The organism is Trichocoleus sp. FACHB-591, from assembly GCF_014695845.1.
In the GTDB taxonomy this organism is placed as follows: domain Bacteria; phylum Cyanobacteriota; class Cyanobacteriia; order FACHB-46; family FACHB-46; genus Trichocoleus.
Genome location: NZ_JACJPA010000121.1, coordinates 92,668 through 113,845, shown reverse-complemented (window position 1 = coordinate 113,845; position 21,178 = coordinate 92,668). Strand labels below are relative to the sequence as shown.

The 21,178-nt window shown below is 49.4% G+C and carries 9 protein-coding genes; 5 read left to right on the top strand and 4 right to left on the bottom strand.

Annotation, left to right across the window (positions count from 1 at the left end; genetic code table 11):
• Positions 1-2: 2 nt before the first annotated feature.
• On the bottom strand, positions 3-833 hold the full coding sequence (locus H6F90_RS28230) for an ABC transporter permease (protein ID WP_199296235.1): 831 nt from the start codon (positions 831-833) through the stop codon (positions 3-5).
• A 250-nt stretch (positions 834-1,083) separates the two neighbouring features.
• Here H6F90_RS28230 and H6F90_RS28225 point away from each other — a divergent pair, with 250 nt between their 5' ends.
• The 5 genes from H6F90_RS28225 to H6F90_RS28205 all read left to right on the top strand — a co-directional run bounded on the left by H6F90_RS28225 (position 1,084) and on the right by H6F90_RS28205 (position 15,953).
• Positions 1,084-8,931 (top strand): tandem-95 repeat protein, encoded by a 7,848-nt coding sequence (locus tag H6F90_RS28225; RefSeq protein WP_190555296.1) that lies wholly within the window; start codon positions 1,084-1,086, stop codon positions 8,929-8,931.
• 195 nt (positions 8,932-9,126) lie between these two features.
• On the top strand, positions 9,127-13,266 hold the full coding sequence (locus tag H6F90_RS28220; protein ID WP_190555295.1) for a cadherin-like domain-containing protein: 4,140 nt from the start codon (positions 9,127-9,129) through the stop codon (positions 13,264-13,266).
• A gap of 245 nt (positions 13,267-13,511) precedes the next feature.
• The gene (gene def / locus H6F90_RS28215) at positions 13,512-14,075 is read left to right on the top strand and encodes a peptide deformylase (protein WP_190438033.1); all 564 of its coding nucleotides are present in this window, start codon (positions 13,512-13,514) and stop codon (positions 14,073-14,075) included.
• A 253-nt stretch (positions 14,076-14,328) separates the two neighbouring features.
• Positions 14,329-14,523 carry a hypothetical protein gene (locus H6F90_RS28210; protein WP_199296234.1) on the top strand — a complete coding sequence of 65 codons (195 nt, stop codon included), beginning with the start codon at positions 14,329-14,331 and terminating at the stop codon, positions 14,521-14,523.
• A 47-nt stretch (positions 14,524-14,570) separates the two neighbouring features.
• Positions 14,571-15,953, top strand: coding sequence for a PrsW family glutamic-type intramembrane protease (locus tag H6F90_RS28205; RefSeq protein WP_190555294.1), 1,383 nt, complete (start codon positions 14,571-14,573; stop codon positions 15,951-15,953).
• A gap of 127 nt (positions 15,954-16,080) precedes the next feature.
• Here H6F90_RS28205 and H6F90_RS28200 read toward each other — a convergent pair whose 3' ends face one another.
• The 3 genes from H6F90_RS28200 to H6F90_RS28190 all read right to left on the bottom strand — a co-directional run bounded on the left by H6F90_RS28200 (position 16,081) and on the right by H6F90_RS28190 (position 21,089).
• Positions 16,081-16,695 carry a hypothetical protein gene (locus tag H6F90_RS28200; protein WP_190555293.1) on the bottom strand — a complete coding sequence of 205 codons (615 nt, stop codon included), beginning with the start codon at positions 16,693-16,695 and terminating at the stop codon, positions 16,081-16,083.
• Positions 16,696-16,782: 87 nt separating this feature from the next.
• Entirely contained in the window at positions 16,783-18,495 is a 1,713-nt protein-coding gene (locus tag H6F90_RS28195; protein WP_190555292.1) for a CHAT domain-containing protein, read from the bottom strand.
• Between the two features lie 95 nt (positions 18,496-18,590).
• The gene (locus tag H6F90_RS28190) at positions 18,591-21,089 is read right to left on the bottom strand and encodes a protein phosphatase 2C domain-containing protein (RefSeq protein ID WP_190555291.1); all 2,499 of its coding nucleotides are present in this window, start codon (positions 21,087-21,089) and stop codon (positions 18,591-18,593) included.
• Positions 21,090-21,178: the final 89 nt, after the last annotated feature.

Here is a 21,178-nt window from a genome sequence, read left to right as displayed (position 1 = left end):
CCTTAGCGAACAGCAAAGCGACGCACCGCAAATAAACTACCCATGAGACCAACTAACCCGCCGAAGCTGAGGAGGACTAGCGGCAATAAGAGCAGCTTAATAGGGCTGAGTTGTACGCCACCTGTCAGAAACTGGATCAGGTCGGGTTGTTGAGCTAACAGGTTTCCAAGGAAATGCTGAACAGCGCTAATCAAACCCCAAGCCACAACTGCACCAGCAATGCCAAAAGTAATCCCTTGCAAGATAAAGGGTAGATAAATCCAGGCTGTAGTGGCTCCTACCAACTGCATGATCTCGATCTCCCGTCGCCTTGCCATCACAATTAGGCGGATCGTGGTTGTAATTACGGCGATCGCAGTCAGTGTTAATACGCTTGTAATCGTGAAGCTAATCCAATTCAATCCCTGATTGAGTTGAGCAATACGCTTAACGGCTTCATCCACGTATCGAACTTCTTCAACACCTTGCAATTTTCTCAATTGCTCGGCTAAAGTTGGTACGCCCTCAGAGGTGCGGGCTTTCACCTTGAGTTCATCTACAAGGGGATTGCCGTTTAACTGCTGCGTTGCACCTGCAATGTCTGAGATTCCCATTTCTTTGACTAACGCGGCCCAAGCCTCCTCTTTAGAAATTGCTTTTACAGCAATTACTTCTGGCAGTGCCTCCACAATAGGTTCCAGTGTTGTTGCCTCTACCCCTGTATTCAGGTAAACCGACACCTCTAACTGGCTACCAAATTGACCCAACAGGCCTTCCAATTGCCAGGAAGCTTGTAAGCTAATGCCAAACAGGAAGAGCAACACCGTTACTGTGCTGACCGCAGCCCAGTTCATCCACCCTCCCCGACGAAGGCCAAGCAGTGTCTCTCGCAATAAATAGTCCAACTTCGTTAGAAATCGAAACACATTTCCCTACGCCTTTGGAGTTACTGACAATTCGAAATAATTTTTAGATCGTCACAGTGTTAATTTTGACACCAATTCTGTCCATCCTGATTCATATTGGTGCCTCTTTAAAAATTTTCAGTTTTTTTGTATTTCAGCTTTTCATCTTAACTTCGCGCTTCAGTAGTAGGTAAATTGCATGACCCTGAGTATCAGCGACCTGTTCGAGGAGAGTTATTACCTCTTCAACAATCCAGATGTCGCAGAAGCCGTTCGCCAAGGATTTTTTAGCAGTGGTTTTGAGCACTTCATTCAGTTTGGCCAGTTTGAGTTAAGTAGCAGCCCTAGTCGTGCTCCTAGCCCTCTCTATGATGAAGGTTATTATCTAGCCAACAATCCAGATATTGCAGCAGCTGTTCAAGCAGGAGTGTTTAGGAGTGGGTTTCAGCACTTCATTCAGTTTGGGCAATCTGAGTTGGGCCAAAATCCTGGATCAGTAGAAGCTCCCTCCACGCGCTCTCCCAGTCCTATATTTAATGAGGCTTTCTACCAAGCCAATAACACAGATGTCACCTCAGGGGTTCAAGGCGGGCAATTCAGTAGTGGATACGAACATTTTGTTCGCTTCGGTCAGTTCGAGACTGATACAGTCGGCACCCGCGATCCTAGTCTTCTCTACAATGAGCAGTTCTATTTAGCCCACAACCCAGATGTAGCCAATGCGGTTACAAGTGGATTCTTTGAGAGTGGCTTCCGGCATTACATCCTATTTGGTCGGCGAGAAGGTCGCGCTGCTATTAATACGCCGCCAGTTGCTAATGGGGATAGTTTTACTGCAAACGAAGATAGTGTCACGATCACGCCTGTCCTGGTAGCAAACGATGGCGATCGCGATGGAGACGCACTTGCGATCGCAGGTTTCACGCTCCCTGCTAATGGGACGTTGGTTGACAACCGAGATGGCACATTTACCTACACTCCTAGCCCCAACTTCAGCGGCACTGATTTCTTTACCTACACAGTCAGTGATGGTTTTGGTGGAGTAGCGAGCAGTACAGTCACCCTCACAGTCAATCCAGTCAATGATGTTCCTACTGCTGGAAACGATACTGCCACAGGGAATGAAGATACACCTCTCATTCTTAGCTTTGCTAACTTACTCATCAATGACAGTGATGGGGATGGGGATACTCTCTTAGTAACAGGGGTCGGTCGTCAGCCTAGTAACGGCACGATCACTAGCAACAATGGTGCTTTTACTTACAACCCTACAGCCAGATTTTTTGGTACTGATAGTTTTACCTATCTCGTCAGTGATGGGAAAGGAGGAACCGCCGCTGCCACCGTTAACTTAACCGTTAACTTAGTTAACCTAGACCCAGTCGCAAACAATGATGCGCTGACGATCAACGAAGATACGCCGGGCACAGTCAATCCCTTGGCCAATGACAGTGACCCAGATGGTAATCCACTGACCCTGGTTAGTTTTGGTCAACCTAGCAAAGGTACTGTTACTAACAACGGCGGCACCCTAACTTACACACCGAACGCTAATACTAGCGGCAACGATAGCTTTACTTATGTCGTTAGCGATGGGCGCACAGGAACAGCGACTGCCACAGTCAATATTACTGTCAACTCAATCCAAGACGCACCGATCGCAGTTAATGATGCAATCACTACTAATGAAGACACACCATTCCCATTCAGGTTTACTGACTTAACGAGGAATGATACTGATCCAGATGGCGATCAAATCTTCCTAAACGGCTTTACTCAACCTAGCCGAGGCAGCGTCGTTGGCAATGGGGATGGGACCTTCACTTACAACCCTGGACCTAACTTTAACGGCACTGATAGCTTTACTTACAGGATTCAGGATAGTGCAGGTGGCAGTGCAACCGCCACAGTTAGGCTAATCGTTAATTCCATTAACGACGTCCCTGTAGCAACCAATGATGCTGTTAGTGCGACTGAAGATACGGCATTCGCCATTAGCACTGCTAATTTATTAGCGAATGATTCCGATGCCGATGGAGATCCAAAGATCATTACTGGATTTTCGCAAGCAGGGAACGGTCGAGTTATTGACAACGGCAATGGATTCCTGACCTATACGCCTAGCCCTAATTACAGTGGTACGGATAGCTTTACCTACACCATCACCGACGGTAAAGGTGGTACTGCTAGTGCCACAGTCAACCTTACAGTTGCTCCAGTTAATGATGGACCTCCCGTACCTGGTAATGACGCCTTTACCACGAACGAAGACACAGCAGTTCTGATCAGCGGTGCGGCGCTTCTGAGAAATGACAGCGATCCAGACCCAGGTGATATCCTCTCGATTACAAGCGTAGGTTTGCCCTCTAGGGGGTCGCTAACCAACAACAACGGCACCTTTACCTACACACCGAACGCCAATGTCAACGGCACGGATAGCTTTACCTACGTTGTCAGCGACGGCAACGGTGGTACTGCCTTGGGAGTCGTTAATCTGACTATTAATTCAGTTAACGATGGACCTCCGGTTGCTAATGCTGATAGTGTCACGACGGATGAAGATACAGCTAGCGCTAGCTTTAACGTACTTGCCAACGACACCGATACTGAGGGTGATCTAATTACGCTGCTTAGTAACACGCAGCCAGCCAATGGATCACTAACTAGCGCAGGTGATGGCACGTTTGTTTATACGCCTAGGGCTAACTTCAATGGCTCGGATAGCTTCAGCTACACCATCAGTGATGGCAACGGTGGCGTAGCTTCAACGACTGTTCGCATCATCGTCAACTCTATTCAAGATCCTCTGGTTGCCAATAACGATACGATCGCAACTAATGAGGATGCACAACTCAGTTTCGGCAGTAATCTTCTTACGGCGAATGACAATGATGGTGACGGCGATCCGTTTAGCATCAATACGTTTAGCCAACCTACCCAAGGCAGTCTAAGCCGTAATGGCAGTGGGACGTTCACATACACGCCTAATGCCAACTTTAACGGTAGTGATAGCTTTACCTACACAATTAGAGATAACGCTAACGGCGGCACAGCTAGCGCAACGGTTAACATTGTTGTCAATTCGACTAATGATGCTCCCATTGCAGGCAACGATGCGATCGCTGTCAATGAAGACACTCAAACTCTGATCACGATTGATCCGACGTTGCTCGGTAATGATTCTGATCCAGACGGAGACATCCCGTTTATTACCAGCTTTGCTCAACCAGGTCGGGGCTCACTGGTAGATCAAGGAGATGGCACCTATCTCTACACACCAAATGCCAACATCAGTGGGACAGATAGCTTTACCTACACGATTAGTGATGGTCGAGGTGGTACCGCAAATGGCGTTGTTAATCTTACGATCGCGCCCGTTAACGATGCTCCTACAGCGCGGAATGACGCCTACACCGTTAATGAAGACACTCGGCTCTCGATCACTGCTACGAATGGCGTCCTCAGAAACGACACTGATATTGATGGCGATCGCCTGATTGTTAGTGTTTCTGACACTAACAGCGCCCAAGGCGGAACTGTCGTTGTCAATAACAATGGCAGCTTCACTTACCAGGCTCCCACTGACTTTAGTGGGACAGATAGCTTTACCTATACCGTTGCTGATCCAACCGGTGCCATCAGTTCAGCTACGGTCATCATGACGGTCAACCCAATTAATGATCGGCCTACAGCAACGCCTGATGCAGTTACCACGAATGAGGAAGAAGCAATCACAATTGACCTCACTGATAACGCCAGTGATGTTGATGGAGATGTTCTCACGTTTGCTACTGCAACCAATCCTAGAAATGGAGCGGTTACTAACAACGGTGATGGAACTTTTAACTACACACCAAATGTTAACTTCTTTGGCAGTGATAGCTTCACCTACACGGTCAGCGATGGTAGGGGAGGAACGGCTACTTCTAGGGTTTCAATTACTGTTGATAATGTCAACGATGCTCCAGTAGGCCGGAATGATAGCTTCACCACCAGTGAAGACCCAGTCCTTGGATCTGTCACGATTCCAAATGTATTAGCCAACGACAGTGACGTTGATCGTGACCCCCTCTCCGTATCAAGCAACACTGACCCAACTAACGGCACTGTTGTTAATAACGGTGACGGTACGTTCTCGTACACACCAACTACTAACTTTAGCGGCACTGACAGCTTCACTTATGTAGTTGATGATGGGCAAGGGGGTACAGCTGAAGCAACGGTTCTGCTAACAGTCACACCTGTTAATGATCGGCCTGTCGCAACAAATGAAGATGTCAGCACTGGTGAAGAAACCGCGATCGCCATTAACCTGCTAGATAATGCCAGCGATGTCGATGGTGACTCACTAGCATTCTCTGTAGGGACTAATCCTAGAAATGGTACCGTTGTCAACAACAACAACGGCGTCTTTACTTACACACCAAGGCTCAACTTCTTCGGCAGCGATAGCTTTACCTACCGAGTCAATGACGGCAGAGGCGGCACCGCTCTAGCCACCGTTAACATTACCGTAGAGGACGTCAACGACGCACCAGTTGCTAGAAATGACAGGTTCACAGGTAATGAAGACACAGCGTTCACCTTTAATGTGATAGCTAACGACACTGACCTTGAACGTGATCCGCTCAATGTAGCTGAGTTTACTGAAGTTGCCAATGGTACCCTGACACCCAATGCTGATGGCACCTTCACTTATCAAGCCAATGAAAACTTCAATGGCTCTGATAGCTTCACCTATGTCATTGATGATGGTCGCGGAGGCACAGCCACAGCAACTGTCAATCTCACCATTCGGCCTGGCAATGACGCTCCAACAGCCATTAGTGATGACCTAGTTACCAACGAAGATACCCTAGGCACCATCAACGTCCTAGCTAATGATAGCGACGTTGATAACGATACATTTGGTGTTCTCACCTTTACTCAAGCGGGCCGTGGCACGGTGAGAAACCTCGGCAATGGTAACTTCTCCTACCAACCACTGACTAACTTCAACGGCTCTGACAGCTTCACCTACACCATTCGTGATAGCAGAGGCGCTACTGCCACAAGCACAGTGAATGTCACTGTCGACTCGGTTAACGATGCTCCCATTGCCCGCAATGACACCCTGACGATTAACGAAGACGCTGCGGCTACTCCTATCAACATCCTGGTCAATGACACCGATGCTGATGGGGACGCGCTGACTGTGATTAATTTCACAGAGACCACCAAGGGGACGCTACTCGTCGACAATGGTACCTTCAGCTACCAGCCGAATCCCAATGCTAACGGCTCTGACAGCTTTACCTACGTCATCGATGATGGGCAAGGCGGCTCTGCGAGTGCCACGGTCAACATCGTCATTCGTTCCCTCAATGACGCTCCTCTGGCCGTCAATGATGAGCTAACCCTAGACGAAGACACCCTAGGCAGAATCAACGTCATTGCCAATGACACGGATGCTGACAGCACCTTTAGCGTCCTCAGCTTCACTCAAGCGGGTCGCGGTACGGTGAGGAACCTCGGCAACGGCAACTTCTCCTATCAGCCGCTGACCAACTTCAACGGCTCTGACAGCTTCACCTACACCATTCGTGATGCTGCTGGTGCCACTGCCACGGCCACGGTCAGTGTTGGAGTCAACTCGATTAACGATGCTCCCATTGCTCGCAATGACAGTCAGACAATCAACGAGGACAACGCAGCGATTCTCATCAATGTCATTGCCAATGACACCGATGTAGACCGCGACCCCCTCACCATCGTCAGCTTCACAGATGCCACCCGAGGAACGCTCACCGACAACGCCAACGGCACCTTCACCTATCAGCCGAGTCCGAATGCCAACGGCAGCGACAGCTTCACCTACATCGTTGATGATGGTCAAGGCGGCTCTGCTTCTGCCACGGTCAACATTGTCATTCGCTCCCTCAATGACGCTCCGCTCGCGGTGAACGACAGCTTGACGCTGGACGAAGACACCCTAGGCAGAATCAACGTCATTGCCAATGACACGGATGCTGACAGCACCTTTAGCGTCCTCAGCTTCACTCAAGCGGGTCGCGGTACGGTGAGGAACCTCGGCAACGGCAACTTCTCCTATCAGCCGCTGACCAACTTCAACGGCTCTGACAGCTTCACCTACACCATTCGTGATGCTGCTGGTGCCACTGCCACGGCCACGGTCAGCGTCGGGGTCAACTCGGTTAACGATGCTCCTATTGCTCGCAATGACACCCTCAGCCTCAATGAAGATGCTGCGGCTACTCCTATCAATATCCTGGCCAATGACACAGATGCTGATGGGGATACGCTGACGGTGATTAGCTTCACGGAGACCACCAAGGGAGCATTGACGTTCAACAACGGCGCCTTTAGCTATCAGCCGAGCCCGAATGCTAACGGCAGCGACAGCTTCACCTACGTCGTTGATGATGGCAATGGTGGCTCTGCTTCTGCCACGGTCACGATCAACATCGCCTCTGTCAACGATTTACCAGTGGCTGTCAACGATGTCTTGACCGTCAATGAGGATGCTTCTGGCACGATCAATGTCATTACCAATGACACGGATGCTGACGGTGACCCAATCACGCTGTTCAATTTTGGTCCAGCTAGTCGGGGTGTGGTGCGCAATAACAACGGCACCATTACATACACACCAAATCCCAATGCTAACGGTACAGATAGCTTTACCTACAGCATTACAGATGGCAGAGGTGGCACATCAACCGGTACTGTGAATGTCACGATTAATCCTGTGAATGACGCTCCGCTCGCGGGCAACGACAGTGTGACCACTAATGAGGACACCCCGGCGACATTTAATGTGTTTACTAATGACACTGATGCCGATGGTGATTCGCTCATTGTGATTAACTTCACTGACCCTGGTAAGGGGAGTATCACAAGTGCAGGGAATGGCAGTTTCACTTACACTCCGAATGCCAATGCCAACGGCTCCGATAGCTTCACTTATGTGGTGAATGATGCCAACGGTGGTACTGCGGCGGCTACGGTCAACATCACTATTAGCCCAGTTAACGATCTACCGATCGCGGTGAACGATGCTGTTACGACTAATGAGGATGCGGCTGTCACCGTTAACGTATTAGCAAACGACACGGATGTAGACGGTGATTTCCTCACGATCGCTGGTTCTACACAGGGCAGCAACGGCGCTGTTACTGACAACGGCGATGGCACCTTTAGCTACAATCCCAATCCCAACTTCAGTGGCACAGATAGCTTCACCTACACGGTCTCGGATGGTCGTGGTGGCTCGGCGACTGCCACAGTCAATGTCGCGATCGCGCCTGTGAATGACTTGCCGATTACGAGTACTGACTACTTTGTAGTGGGAGAAGGTGCGTCGCGTACGCTCAGCGATACGAATCTCCTAGCCAATGACTTTGATGATGATGATCTACAAAGCAGCTTGAGGATTGTTGGTCTCGCTAGCTCACCTGTGAACGGCACTATCACTCGTGGGAATGGTGGGTTCAATTACACACCAAGGTCAGGCTTCAACGGCAACGATAGCTTTAGCTACATCGTTCGCGATCCTCAGGGTGGTACTGCTACGGGTACTGTCAATCTTGTGGTAGCTCGCAACCTAGATAGCCCGTTCATCTTCTCGAAGAGTTCCGATAACAATATCGAGAATTCGACGACAATTCCTCACGCAACCGTCTCTGCTACAGGAGATGGGACATTTGATTACTACTCATTTACAGCAGGAGGTCCGACCGCGATTCTGGACATTGACTTTGGTGTGAAAGCAACAGGGTCAATCGATACACAACTCTTCCTCTTTGATCAGACAGGAGCTTTAGTAGTACAGAATGACAATGCGTCAACCAGTAATGGTGGCCTTGGTAGTGCCTCTGGAGCCGATGCTTACATCAAAGCAACTAACCTGACTGCGAACCAAGTCTACATTGTGGGGGTTAGCCAATCTGGAGCTGGCTTCTCTGGTGGTCAGTTATTTGGTAATCCGCCAAATCCTGGGCAAACTTATACCCTGCAAGTTTCTGTTGAAGGTCATCCGTTTGTCTAATAATCTGGAGGCTATCACTCTATAGCTGTAACACTGCCTCAACTGCGATCGCGGAAGGGGCAGTGTTTCCTAGCTAGTTACGTCATTCATCCGGATCGCGAACTAGCATTTCTGGCGCTCCATCGCAAATTCCAACTATCGCTAGAGTTTGATGGAGCGCTTCGTCTTCACTTCACGCTTCAGTAGGTAAATTGCATGAGTTTGAGTATTAGCGACCTATTTGATGAGAGCTTCTATCTCGTGAATAATCCGGACGTAGCAGAGGCTGTCCGGCAAGGTTTTTTTAGCAGCGGTTTTGAACACTTTATTCAATTTGGTCAGTTTGAAGTTGTCAACAGCCCTAGCCGCAACCCTAGCCCTTTATTCGATGAGGCGTTTTATCTAACCAATAACCCAGATGTAGCAGAGGCTGTTCGGCAAGGCTTCTTTCCTAACGGGTTTCAGCACTTCATTCAGTTTGGTCAGTTTGAGCTTGGGAACAGTCCAACTCGTTCTCCCAGTTTTCTGTTTGATGAAGCATATTATCTGGCCAATAACCCAGATGTCCTCTCAGCAGTTAAGGCAAGCGTCTTTAATAGTGGCTTCGAGCACTTTATTCGTTTTGGTCAGTTCGAGGCTGATACTACTCAGACTCGCAATCCAAGTATTTTTTATAACGAGCGATTCTATCTAGAACACAACTCAGACGTCGCGGCAGCTGTTGCGAGTGGCTCTTTTGCCAGTGGCTTCCGACATTTCGTCTTTTTCGGGATTAAGGAGGGACGAACTGCGATAAATACGCCTCCGGTTGCTGGTAGTGAGAGCTTTACTGTCGATGAAGATACTCTTACACTCCTCCCTAGTCTCTTGGCCAATGACAGCGATCGCGATGGCGATCCATTGGTCATTGCAGGTTTCACTAGTCCTGCTCATGGGTCGCTGACGACTAATACGGATGGGACATTCTCCTACACCCCAGAGCTTAACTATGAGGGAACTGATAGCTTCACCTACACAGTGAGTGATGGTTATGGTGGTGTAGCGAGTAGTACTGTCACCATTACCATTAATCCCAGCCCAGATACTCCGGTCGCAGGTAATGACGCGTTTACTACCAACGAAGACACTGCGCTTAGCTTCACTAGCACCGAGCTACTGAGGAACGATTTTGATCCTGAGGGAGACACCTTCTTCTTCGATAACTTCGTGCAACCTGCCAATGGCACGGTCGAGGGCTTGGGCAACGGCACCTTTATCTACAATCCCAAGTCCAACTTCAACGGCACAGATAGCTTCACTTACACCATTACAGATGGTAATGGTACTACAGTCGCTGGCACCGTCAACCTCACTGTTCGTTCCGTCAACGATGTCCCCATAGCGGGCAACGATACTTTCAGTACCAACGAAGACACGGAAGTCAGTTTCAGTCGAGCTACGCTGTTAAGCAATGACACGGATGCTGATGGCAATCCTATCTTAATTACAGGCTTTACTCAGCCTCTAAACGGTAGGCTCGTTGATCTTGGCGGCTCCTATATCTATACCCCCAAGTCCAACTTCAACGGCACAGATACCTTCACTTACACCATTACAGATGGTCGCGGTGGTAATACAACTGCTGTTGTAACTCTGAACGTTAACGCGATCAACGACGCACCGATCGCGGGTAACGATATTATTACGACAAACGAAGATACATCGGTTACCTTTACTCAGGCCAATCTGTTACTTAATGACAGCGATGCTGACCAAGATACCCCATTAATTACTAGCTTCTCCCAACCGGGACGGGGAGTACTAGCGAGTAGTAATGGGAGTCTTACATACACACCTATCGCCAACTTTAGTGGCAGTGATAGCTTTACTTATGTCGTTACTGATGGCAAAGGTAGTTCTACGACTGCTACTGTCACCCTAGTCGTCAACTCAGTTCAGGATATTCCTGTTGCCAACAATGATGCATTCACGACCAGTGAAGACACAGAGTTACTCATTACTCCTAATGAGCTCCTGAGAAACGATAGTGATGCAGACCAACAGCAACTGCTAATCAATAGCTTTGGTCCAGCATTAAATGGCGCTATCAGAGATAACGGCAATCAAACCTTTACTTACACTCCAAACCCTAACTTTAACGGTTCTGATAGCTTCACCTACACCATTACAGATGGTAGTGGTGGAACCGCAACTGCTACGGTCAACGTCAATGTTACGTCAGTTAACGATATTCCTGTTGCGAGTAGTGACGCAGTGACCACGAATGAAGATTCGTTGGTTTTAATCACTAATGTACTCGCCAACGATAGAGATGCAGACCAAGACGCGATCGCAATTATCAGCTTCACTCAGCCTAGTAGCGGTACAGTAGACAGCCGCAACAACGGTTCGTTTAATTACATACCCAATCCTAACTTCAACGGGTCTGATAGCTTCACCTACACCATTAGTGATGGCAGGGGAGGCAGTACTACTGGCGTCGTCAACATCACGGTTAACGCGGTGAACGACCTGCCCATTGCCAATAGCGATACGGCCAGTGCTAATGAAGATACACAAGTCACAATTGTCAATGTCCTAGCCAACGACAGTGACATTGAGGGTGATACCTTTTTCCTCAGCAGCAGTACCTCAGCTACGAATGGTCAACTAATTGATCAGGGAAATGGCACTTTCCGCTACACCCCAAACACCAATTTCAACGGCACAGATAGCTTTACCTACACTATTACTGATAGCAACGGTGGCTCTGCTTCTGCCACAGTCAACATCACGGTTAACGCGGTCAATGATGCTCCGATTGCCATCAGCGATACAGCAAGCACCACTGAAGACACACAGGTCAACATCCCTGTCCTGACCAATGACACCGATGCAGAAAACGATGTTCTGAGTGTTAGTAATTTCTCGCTGGCGGCCAAAGGCAGCCTGAGCCAAAACAACGGCGTCTTCACTTACACGCCCAATGCAAATGCGAATGGCACAGATAGCTTCACCTACACCATCAGTGATGGCAATGGCGGCTCTGCCTCGGCGACGGTCAATGTCACCATCACCCCAGTCAACGATGCTCCGATTGCCATCAGCGATACGGCAAGCACCCCTGAAGACACACAGGTCAACATTCCTGTCCTGACCAATGACACCGATGTAGAAGGCAATCCCCTTTCGATTACAGGGGTCTCTGTCAATCCCACCCGTGGCTCTGTGGTCAACAACAACGGCGTCTTCACTTACACGCCCAATGCGAATGCGAATGGCACAGACAGCTTCACCTACACCATCAGTGATGGCAATGGCGGTTCTGCCTCGGCGACGGTCAATGTCACCATCACCCCAGTCAATGATGCTCCGATTGCCAACAGTGATACGGTCACAACTAACGAAGACACAGTAGTCACGATCGCAGCCCTAGCGAATGACACTGATGTTGAGGGCAACACTCTGTCAATTACCGGAAATACCAATCCTGCGAACGGCTCCGTTATCAGCAACAACGGTACCTTCCGCTATACCCCGACGACCAACTTCAACGGCTCTGATAGCTTCACCTACACCATCAGTGATGGCAATGGGGGAACTGCTTCTGCCACAGTCAATATCACGGTCGCTGCTGTCAACGACCTGCCCAAAGCTTCGGCTGACCTATTAGTAGTAGATGCTACGACTTCAACCACCATCACTCCTAGTATCTTGTTAGCCAATGATACGGATGTTGAGGGAACCCTAACGATCGCCAGTACCACCCAGCCAACCCGTGGTAGCTTGGAGGCTAGACCTGATGGTACCTATGTCTATAACGCTACTAGTGGCGCTAATGGCAGTGATAGCTTCACTTACACGGTAACTGATGGTGCAGGCGGCAATGCGACAGCTACAGTAAATCTGATCGTGGCTCAGAGCATTGATTCTAATTTCTCCTTAGCCGCCAACGAAAACATCACTGCTGCTACCACCATTCCACACACCTCTGTCTCAGTTAGGGGAGATGGCTCTTTTGACTACTACTCGTTTATTATTGGTAGTGCCTCAGGGCAAGGTTCTGTCCAAGGTATCTTTGATATTGACTTTGCCGATCAGGGTGGTACTGCGGCTTTGGATACCGAGATATTCCTCTTTGACAACAGGGGGACTCTCTTAGCAACAAATGATGATGCTGGTAGCCCTGATGCTGGTAGTTCGTCCTTGAATGATTCATATCTGACCTATAACTTTAATGCCCCAGGGCGTTACGTTATTGGAGTTGCCAAGGTTGAGTCAACCAACACCATTGGCAGCGGAATCACGGGTACACCGCTCACGGCGAATGATAGTTACACGCTCAATGTTTCCATCGAAAACCATTTCACAGTTTAGAGCGAGGCCACTGGAAACCAAGCTGATTTCAACCTGCTCTTGAGTAAAGGTTGAATGGACAACTAGTTTTAATTGAGAAGAGGTGTGGCCTACCACACCTCTTTTGTCTTTAAAGCAATCCTAGTTCAGCCGGGTGCGATCGCAAATTAGGCATTTTCTACCCAGGCAATCCAGAGCAAGGGTTGATAAGATGAATGTAAAGCGGAATCATTCCGGAATTTAGCCCTAATTGCGAGCATACGTTCATGACTTCTGAGGTTCTTGTCGAAAAGAAAAAGTTAGATAATCCGCCTCTGGAAATTCACCATCTTGGCGATCGCGTCTTACGTCAGCCAGCAAAGCGAATTAATAAAGTGGATGCAGAAATCCGCGATTTAGTACGTGAAATGCTCCAAACCATGTACAGCGCCGATGGCATTGGGTTAGCTGCCCCCCAAGTAGCGGTGCAGAAACAGCTGATTGTTATAGATTGCGAACCAGATGACCCCACTAATCAACCACTGATCTTGATCAATCCCAGTGTCAAGCACATGGGCCGCGATATTTGTGTAGCTCAAGAAGGCTGCCTCAGCATTCCGGGGGTTTATCTAGATGTCAAACGGCCTGCGGCAGTCGAGGTGTCTTATAAAGACGAGTATGGACGGCCACAGAAACTAACTGCAACTGGACTACTCTCTCGGGCGATTCAGCATGAAATGGACCACTTAAACGGTGTGTTATTTGTAGACCGAGTCGAGAATGGCCTAGCACTCAATCAAGAGTTGGCTAAGTATGGGTTTTCGGCTCAGGCTGTGAAGCCTGTTGCTTAGGGCGATTGGCTAAATTCGGAAATGACGCTGTAGCCTCTATGAGAGTTTTCTACGTGAGCTTGTACGTGAACCTGCAAATCTCTCATAGAGGTTAATCGTAATCACAGGACCAAGCCCAGAGTGTTGCTGAGTTAGTGATTGACCGAAGGGCTATTTGAAGGGCTATTTATAGATCAGCCCTACATTCTTTAAGCATTAGTGACTGATTGCATCTATTCTTTACTATTGTTGCTTGATTAAAGGTTGAATAGCATTGACCCCGAAAAGTGGTGTATTCTTGGGCGGTTCTTGTGTAGCCGCGATCGCTGCGGTTGGCTCTGTATTTGAGCTATCTTCTGGAAAACCAGATCTAGGTGGACTAGTCACCGGAATTATTCTGGCCATTAGCATCCCGTTGACTGTGATCTTTTTCTTGGCAGCGGTTCGAGATGCCAGGGCAAACCAGTGAAAGTGTGGCAAGATAAGCCTAGCTTTTAAAATCCAGCCTTCGTGACGATGACGGATCAGGCTCCTTACGTCGCCTTCCTCTGGCAAGTTCCTTCTTCAACTTCTATAGAACGGAATTCTCCTTGCTACCCGTTGTCGCGCACCCAATCAATAACGGTTGGACGAGATACTTACTGCCAGATTGTCTTAGACTCAAATTTGTTTGGGATGGTGTCACGACGGCATGCTCAAATCCGTCCCATCCTCAACTTCAAAACTCAAGTTCAAGAACCGCTCTGGGAAATTTGCGACCTTAATAGCGCCAATGGCACTTACTTAAATGGACAACGTTTACAGGGGTGCCAAGTTTTGCAGATCGGCGATCGCATTGTGCTCGGTGGTAACGGCCCAGAATTTATTTTTGAGTGTCATTTAGTCGAGCCTTCAGCCGCTTTCCATTTAGCAGTGGTGCCACAGCCTAGCCATGCCGTGCCCTTCCAGTCTGCTGCCACCGTGCCGCCATTAAGAAGCCCTCGGTTAGTAGCACCAGATTCGGTCACTTTAACGCAACTATTTCCTATTCTTTCGACTGGAAGAGAGCTAGCGCACAAAGCCTACTTAGTTCCTGGTATCGTCACAGTCGGCTTTGTCGTGCTCATGTTTGCCGCTGTGGGTCAGCCAGTCGCCTTTAATCTGCTGCTTGCTACCTATCTAGTCGGGGGAGCTTACTATCTCGTTTATCAGCTCTGCGGTAAAAGAAAGCCGTGGTGGGTACTACTAGGGGCTCTAGGCGTCATGGTGCTCATTTTGCGGAGTCCCATTCTATCGACTTTCATTGTGCTGTTTCGCCAAGTGCTTCCCGGTCATTTACCAATTCCAGATGAGTCTACTAGTTTTCTCAGGCTCATCACTAGCATGTTCTTTGGGGCTGGCTTGATGGAGGAGCTGCTAAAAGCTCTGCCCGTCCTGCTAGCTTACTGGCTCGGTCGCTGTCTGCGATCGCCCTGGCGAGAACAAATTGGCGTTTGGGAACCTCTAGATGGCATTTTGCTGGGCACCGCTGCCGCCGCTGGATTTACGCTAGTAGAAACTTTGGGACAATACGTTCCAGATATTGAGCAGCAGTCTAGTTCCCTAGAAGGACTCCAGCTCTTAATTCCACGAGTTCTGGGCTCTGTGGCTGGTCATATTGCTTACAGTGGCTACTTAGGTTATTTTGTGGGCCTCACTGTGCTCAAGCCTAGAAAACGTTGGTTCATTCTCAGCATCGGCTATCTTACCGCAGCGATCCTGCATGCTTTATGGAATGCAGCTGGTACCATTAACGCTCTACTACTGATGATTGTTGGAGTTGTCTCTTATGCTTTTTTGGCAGCAGCAATCCTCAAGGCTCGACAACTGTCACCGACACGCTCTCAAAACTTTGCTACGCGGCTTTCCAAGTCTCCTTAGCCTTTGAACTTTTAGCTCAGTTCGCCCAGTTGGGCGATGATGCAGTTCTCAGAGGATGCTTGAATAGAATCATTGAAAGCAATCTTTTATACCTAAAACTCAACGGAGACTATCAATGCCTAGCTCATCATTCACAACTCTCATCAGTTTGAGCGCTGTCAGTTTGATGCAGCTGAGCCAAAGCACAACGGGCGATCGACAGGCTCAGACGGGCCTGCTCCAGTTCTGATAGCTCTTCCCAACTTACGGGTCGCACTGCCTTAAGCGTAGATTCCACAACTTCAGTGGTTTCTGCTTCTACACCCCGCATCGCATAAGCCAGCGGACGTGCTAAGACTTGCAGGTCATCAGCATCCCAATTAGGTAAGCTTTGCTGCACGCACTGAACTAGCTGCTCAGCGAGAGACAAATTGCTAGCAACCACCTTTTGAGCTTGCTGCACAATCGCGTTTAAAACACTTTGAGGAGCCCAGGTAGCAAAACGCTGCGATAGAGAATTTTGTGCCCAAATTCCATCTAGGCGAGCGAAGAAGTCCTGCGATCGCGCTGCTACTTCATCCTCAGGCCAGTTATCTAGAGAAAATCCTTGCTCTAGCTTTTCCAGATAGGACGCTGCTTCCGGGTCTGCGATGTTCCAAGGGTAAGGAGTATCGATGCTCAGAGTAGCCTCTAGTAAATCATCTAGTTCAACTTGGAATTGAGAGTGCTCGAAATAGTCTGAGTGCATAGTTCCGTTTCTCATCGTGCTACTCCTGATTGCATTTGACGTGGGTAGCTACACGCCGATTTTTGGAAGTTCCGCAAGCAATTGAAATTTAGGCCAATTGGCTTAGATGTGGTTTTCCTCAGAAGTTGGGCGCTCGATCAAAAACTCTAACGCTTGCCCATTAGGATTGCCAAATTTTAGCTGAACTCCAGAGTGCAAAGAGACTTCCTGTTGGTGGATTCTTCGCCAGCCATTTGACCCTAAAATGAAAGTTCCATATCGAGACACATCTTGCAGGATGTAAGCTGGCTGGTTATCTGGCTGATCTGAAGCATTTCTATAGAAAATTTTGGCATGGTACCGAGAAACTCCAGCTTCTGGTAAAACCAAATCATTATCTCCTTGGCTACCCACCCGAATTACTCCGTCTCGAATTGGCCAAGCTTTAGGTGGAAGTCCGGTTAAGCGTAAAGAAGCCATTGGAATTCGCGGTCTGATGTCGCTAGGAAATCCTTCTGGCGGCAGCATGGTGTTGTTGCCTTTATCTTCTTTAATGTCCTGCCCAAACTGGATACCACCCTCCGTGTGGATCAATCGACCATCAAATTGTGGATGCATATAGAGAACTGGCAAGGTCCAAGCAGGCTGATTAAATTTGTACAGCATTAAAAGATGCTGTCTTGCCAAAGCTACTGCCCGATCGATCGGTTCACTTTTTCTCAAGGCTTGGGCGAAGGAGCGGATAAAACTCAACGCTTCTTGGTCTGTAATGGAATCGCGCATGCCCAGAACCGCAGGAACTCCATGATGAATTAGGACTTCTGCCAGACTGCTGCGTGGAATTGGTTGGTCATTAGTGTGATCTGGCTGAGCACCCCAGCAAGCATTAAATACTGCGAGAGTAACGCGGCAACGAGTCAAAACTTGAGCTAATTCGGTGCCATTAAGCGCGTTTCCCGGACCCAACAAGAGCAAGCCACCATCAGGTGCAGGTACACCATGCCCTGCGTAAAAGAAAATGTTGTATTTTCCTGTTTCTAGATGCTCAATTAGCTGTGCGGGAGTGGGCTGGATCAGAGTGTCTACTTGGGAACGCACTGCTACTGTTTGCTGGTTGCCTGTATCTGAAACCTCATGATTGGTCAGAATTTCTTCTAATGCAGCAGCTTCTTGTTCTAGATTCAGCGTTGCTGGTTGCGGGGATGCAGCCCCAGCCCCAACATTTTCAGACTGATTAGAGGCTGTATCTATGCCTTGTCCTAAAACCAAAAGCACCTTGAGGGATTGCTCCATCCGTAAAGCTGGCAGCGACTCTACCTCACTGGTCGTGCGGCTAAACAAAATCTGATCACTAGCGATCGAAATCACTGATCGGCCCATCTGGGATTGCATGATTTCCCAAGGCAAGGCAATCAATTCAGGGTCGCGAATCTCTAAACGCAATCGCAGCGGTGTGCCTAGCCCAAAAGCCATACCTTGGCTACGATTGATGCTAGCTTCTACCGGGCCGTCAAATAGCCATTGCCACAAGTTGACACCTAAGTTCTGCATCAAGCGAGCCCCATAGGGTAGGGCGTTGGGTTCTGGTGTAGAGGCTGGAGGCGATGTCGCTGGTGGCACCGAAGAGACATGAGGCACTTGCGGCAGACCGCGCAGAGAAAACATTTCCTGCCAAGCTTGCCAAGCTTGCGTTAGCGTGTCAGGCCAAACGCAATCGTGTAAGACGTACCCACTCGGGTAGGGGGCATTGATAACCCAGATTACATATCGATTTGTTCCTGAAGCTGCCAAACGCTGAATGGACAGGCTAAGGCAAGGAGTTTCTGACACAGGCATTCAAAAACCGTAAGTTGTAAGAATCTGAGCGATCGCTAGTTTTCCTATCAGTCTATCTGGTCTTGGAAGAGTTGAGTTCTGACAGCAGAGCCCAATTATTCTGGAGCTGGTGATTGGCTGGGTGCAGTGGTAGGCGTGGGTGTCGGAGTTAATGGGGGATTGCTACAAGCTCCTAATTGATTTGGCGAGGGCGAATCAGGCTCAATCAAGGGCATTAAAACTGCTTCTTCAATCCAGCCACTCGCTCCAGGTTGCAAAAAGCGATCGCTGAGTGACGGGGTTGCCGCGCGGTTGGAAGGCGAGGCGGTAGGAGTGGGAGTTGTGGTTCTTGGAGACGGTGATTCCTGAGCGTTCGTGCCACTAGGAATGGAGCAAACTTTTAATTTGACCCAACTGCCTTGAGCGGGAATGACTTGCTTGCTCAAGACTTGCAGTAGTCCCCCTGCGGGAACTAACTGAGCCGTTGCAGCCTTAGGAGTGCGATCGCCTGATGCAAGACTGGATGCAACGCCTGATTCGGGAGCAGGTGCAGTTGTAGAACTGCCCGGCTGAGGTTGCAATTGAATTGATCCGGTTTCACGATCGCTAGCAAGCCCTGAAGTGGGTTGACGAATTTGAATCAAAGTCCCTGGGGCCAAGGTGAGCGACGAGACAAGGGGCGAGGGATTCGGTGAAGGCAGGGTAGAAATAGGCGTACCAGGGTTTACTTGCGCTCCATCTGGTTGGGGAGCTCGACCCAGTAGTGGATCGATGCGACGACTAACCCCAGGCAAAAGCAGATAAGCAAGAACGCCACCTAGACCAACCAACAACAGAATGCCTAGCAGCAGTAGGGCTCCATTCGGAGAACGTCGTGGCGGTAAGATTTGAGTTTTTAGGGTGGACGGAGCTGCATTCAGCACCTGAGTGGGTGTGTCAGTCACGATCGCCGTGGGCTGCCTAGTTGGAAGGAGGTCTAGATCCGGTGACTCCGTCAACAGAGACGCTGGCAATTCTGCGATCGCTTCGGTATGCGTCACTTGGTAGTAGAGCAGACCGACAGTAACGTTGTCATGCCCATTCCGCATGTTGCCAATTTCGACCAGGCGTTGGCAAGCAGTGGCCACATCCACCTTACCGTCCAAAATTGGCAGAATTTCGGTCTCCCAGCATTCCTCAACGCGATCGTTCTCAGTCAAGCCGTCCGAACAAAGTAAGAAGACACCCGCTTCATCCAGAATCAAACGCTGCACAGTCGGATGCAGCGTAGCTGAACTACTCATGCCTAGAGCTTGCACCAGCGAACCTGCAACTGGTTGCTGTACCGCATCTCGGTATAAGGCATAGCCCAAGCGCACTTCCCGCGAAGCGACATCGTCATCTACTGTGAGCTGATAACAACCAGTTCGGGTAATCCAATAGACGCGGCTATCGCCAATATGAGTGATATAAGCTTCATGACCACGGGCCAACGCCATGACTAAAGTGGTGCCCATGCGTTGGCGCTCTAGCCGTCGCTCTTGGTCGTTGCGCTGACAAATTAAATCATTGGCAAGACAGACAGCCTGCTCCAGTTCTGCCATTAAGCTATCTGGGTGTTGCAGAGCTACGTCCAGTTCTAGAGCCTGAATTCGTTCCTGAACGGCAGCGATCGCAAGGTTAGAAGCAACGTCCCCTCCCTCATGACCACCGATGCCATCACAAACCAAGGTCAGGGTTTTGGGCGTTTCCCCAGGATGCAATGGCACTGAAAAAGTAGTACCGCTCGCCGGGTAGCAGGCATCTTCATTGCGTTGGCGGCTGGGGCCTTGGTCGGTGCGCGTAGCAATCTGGGCCAAACGAGCTTGCGATCGCCCACAAACAACCAAGCCTCGGTCTAGTTGAGCAGTCAGTTGTTCGGGCGTACGAATCTGCCCTTGAATCATTTGATGACACAAGGCTGCTAGAAAACGCGCAATTTCAGGCTGGGCCGTCGGTGCCCACTGCAACCATAACTGTCCGAGTTCCCTCAAAGTAGGAGCGGATTTGCGATCGCTCTGTAGTTCCAGCAGGCGCACCAGTGGCCCTTCCACTCGCAACAGTTGCGGCTCGACTAAGCTAGTTGCTACCCTTTCACTACTAAACGGCTGCCATAACTGCGAGATTTGCCATAACCAATTCAGTTGTCGGATTGCTGGGGCCTCTGGCCACACATCAGCCAAGGCAGGGAAGAGGGGATGCGATAATTCGGCTGCACTCTGGCTCCAACGCCTCGTCTCTAGCGGAACTTGCTCTAGCAGCACCACTGGAGCGCCCTTTTCCGTTTGCACTTGCCCATATACCTGGGGAATATGCAGTTGATACGGAAACAACCTTAGATAAGGGGCGATCGCGTCGGAAATATCACTGGGTAGATCGGGGAGCAGCCCTGGTTTAGTGTCGAACAAAACTCGGCGGCTTTTTAAGACATAGCGATCGCCTAAGACATCTCCGATTTGATAGGCATCAACTCCTGCCCCGACAGCCCAGAGATACCGTTTGGGCAGCGAGGAGCGGCATTGCTGACAAAAGTTGTACGCCTCCGTATTGAGCGTCTGACAAATGGGGCAATAAATGGGTGCCGTAACATGATTCATGAATGGTCCTACCAGAGCCACCAAAGGGGCGCAGCCATAATTTGCGAGGCTAACTGTTGCTATGGATTGTAACGTTTGCTGTTCACTAC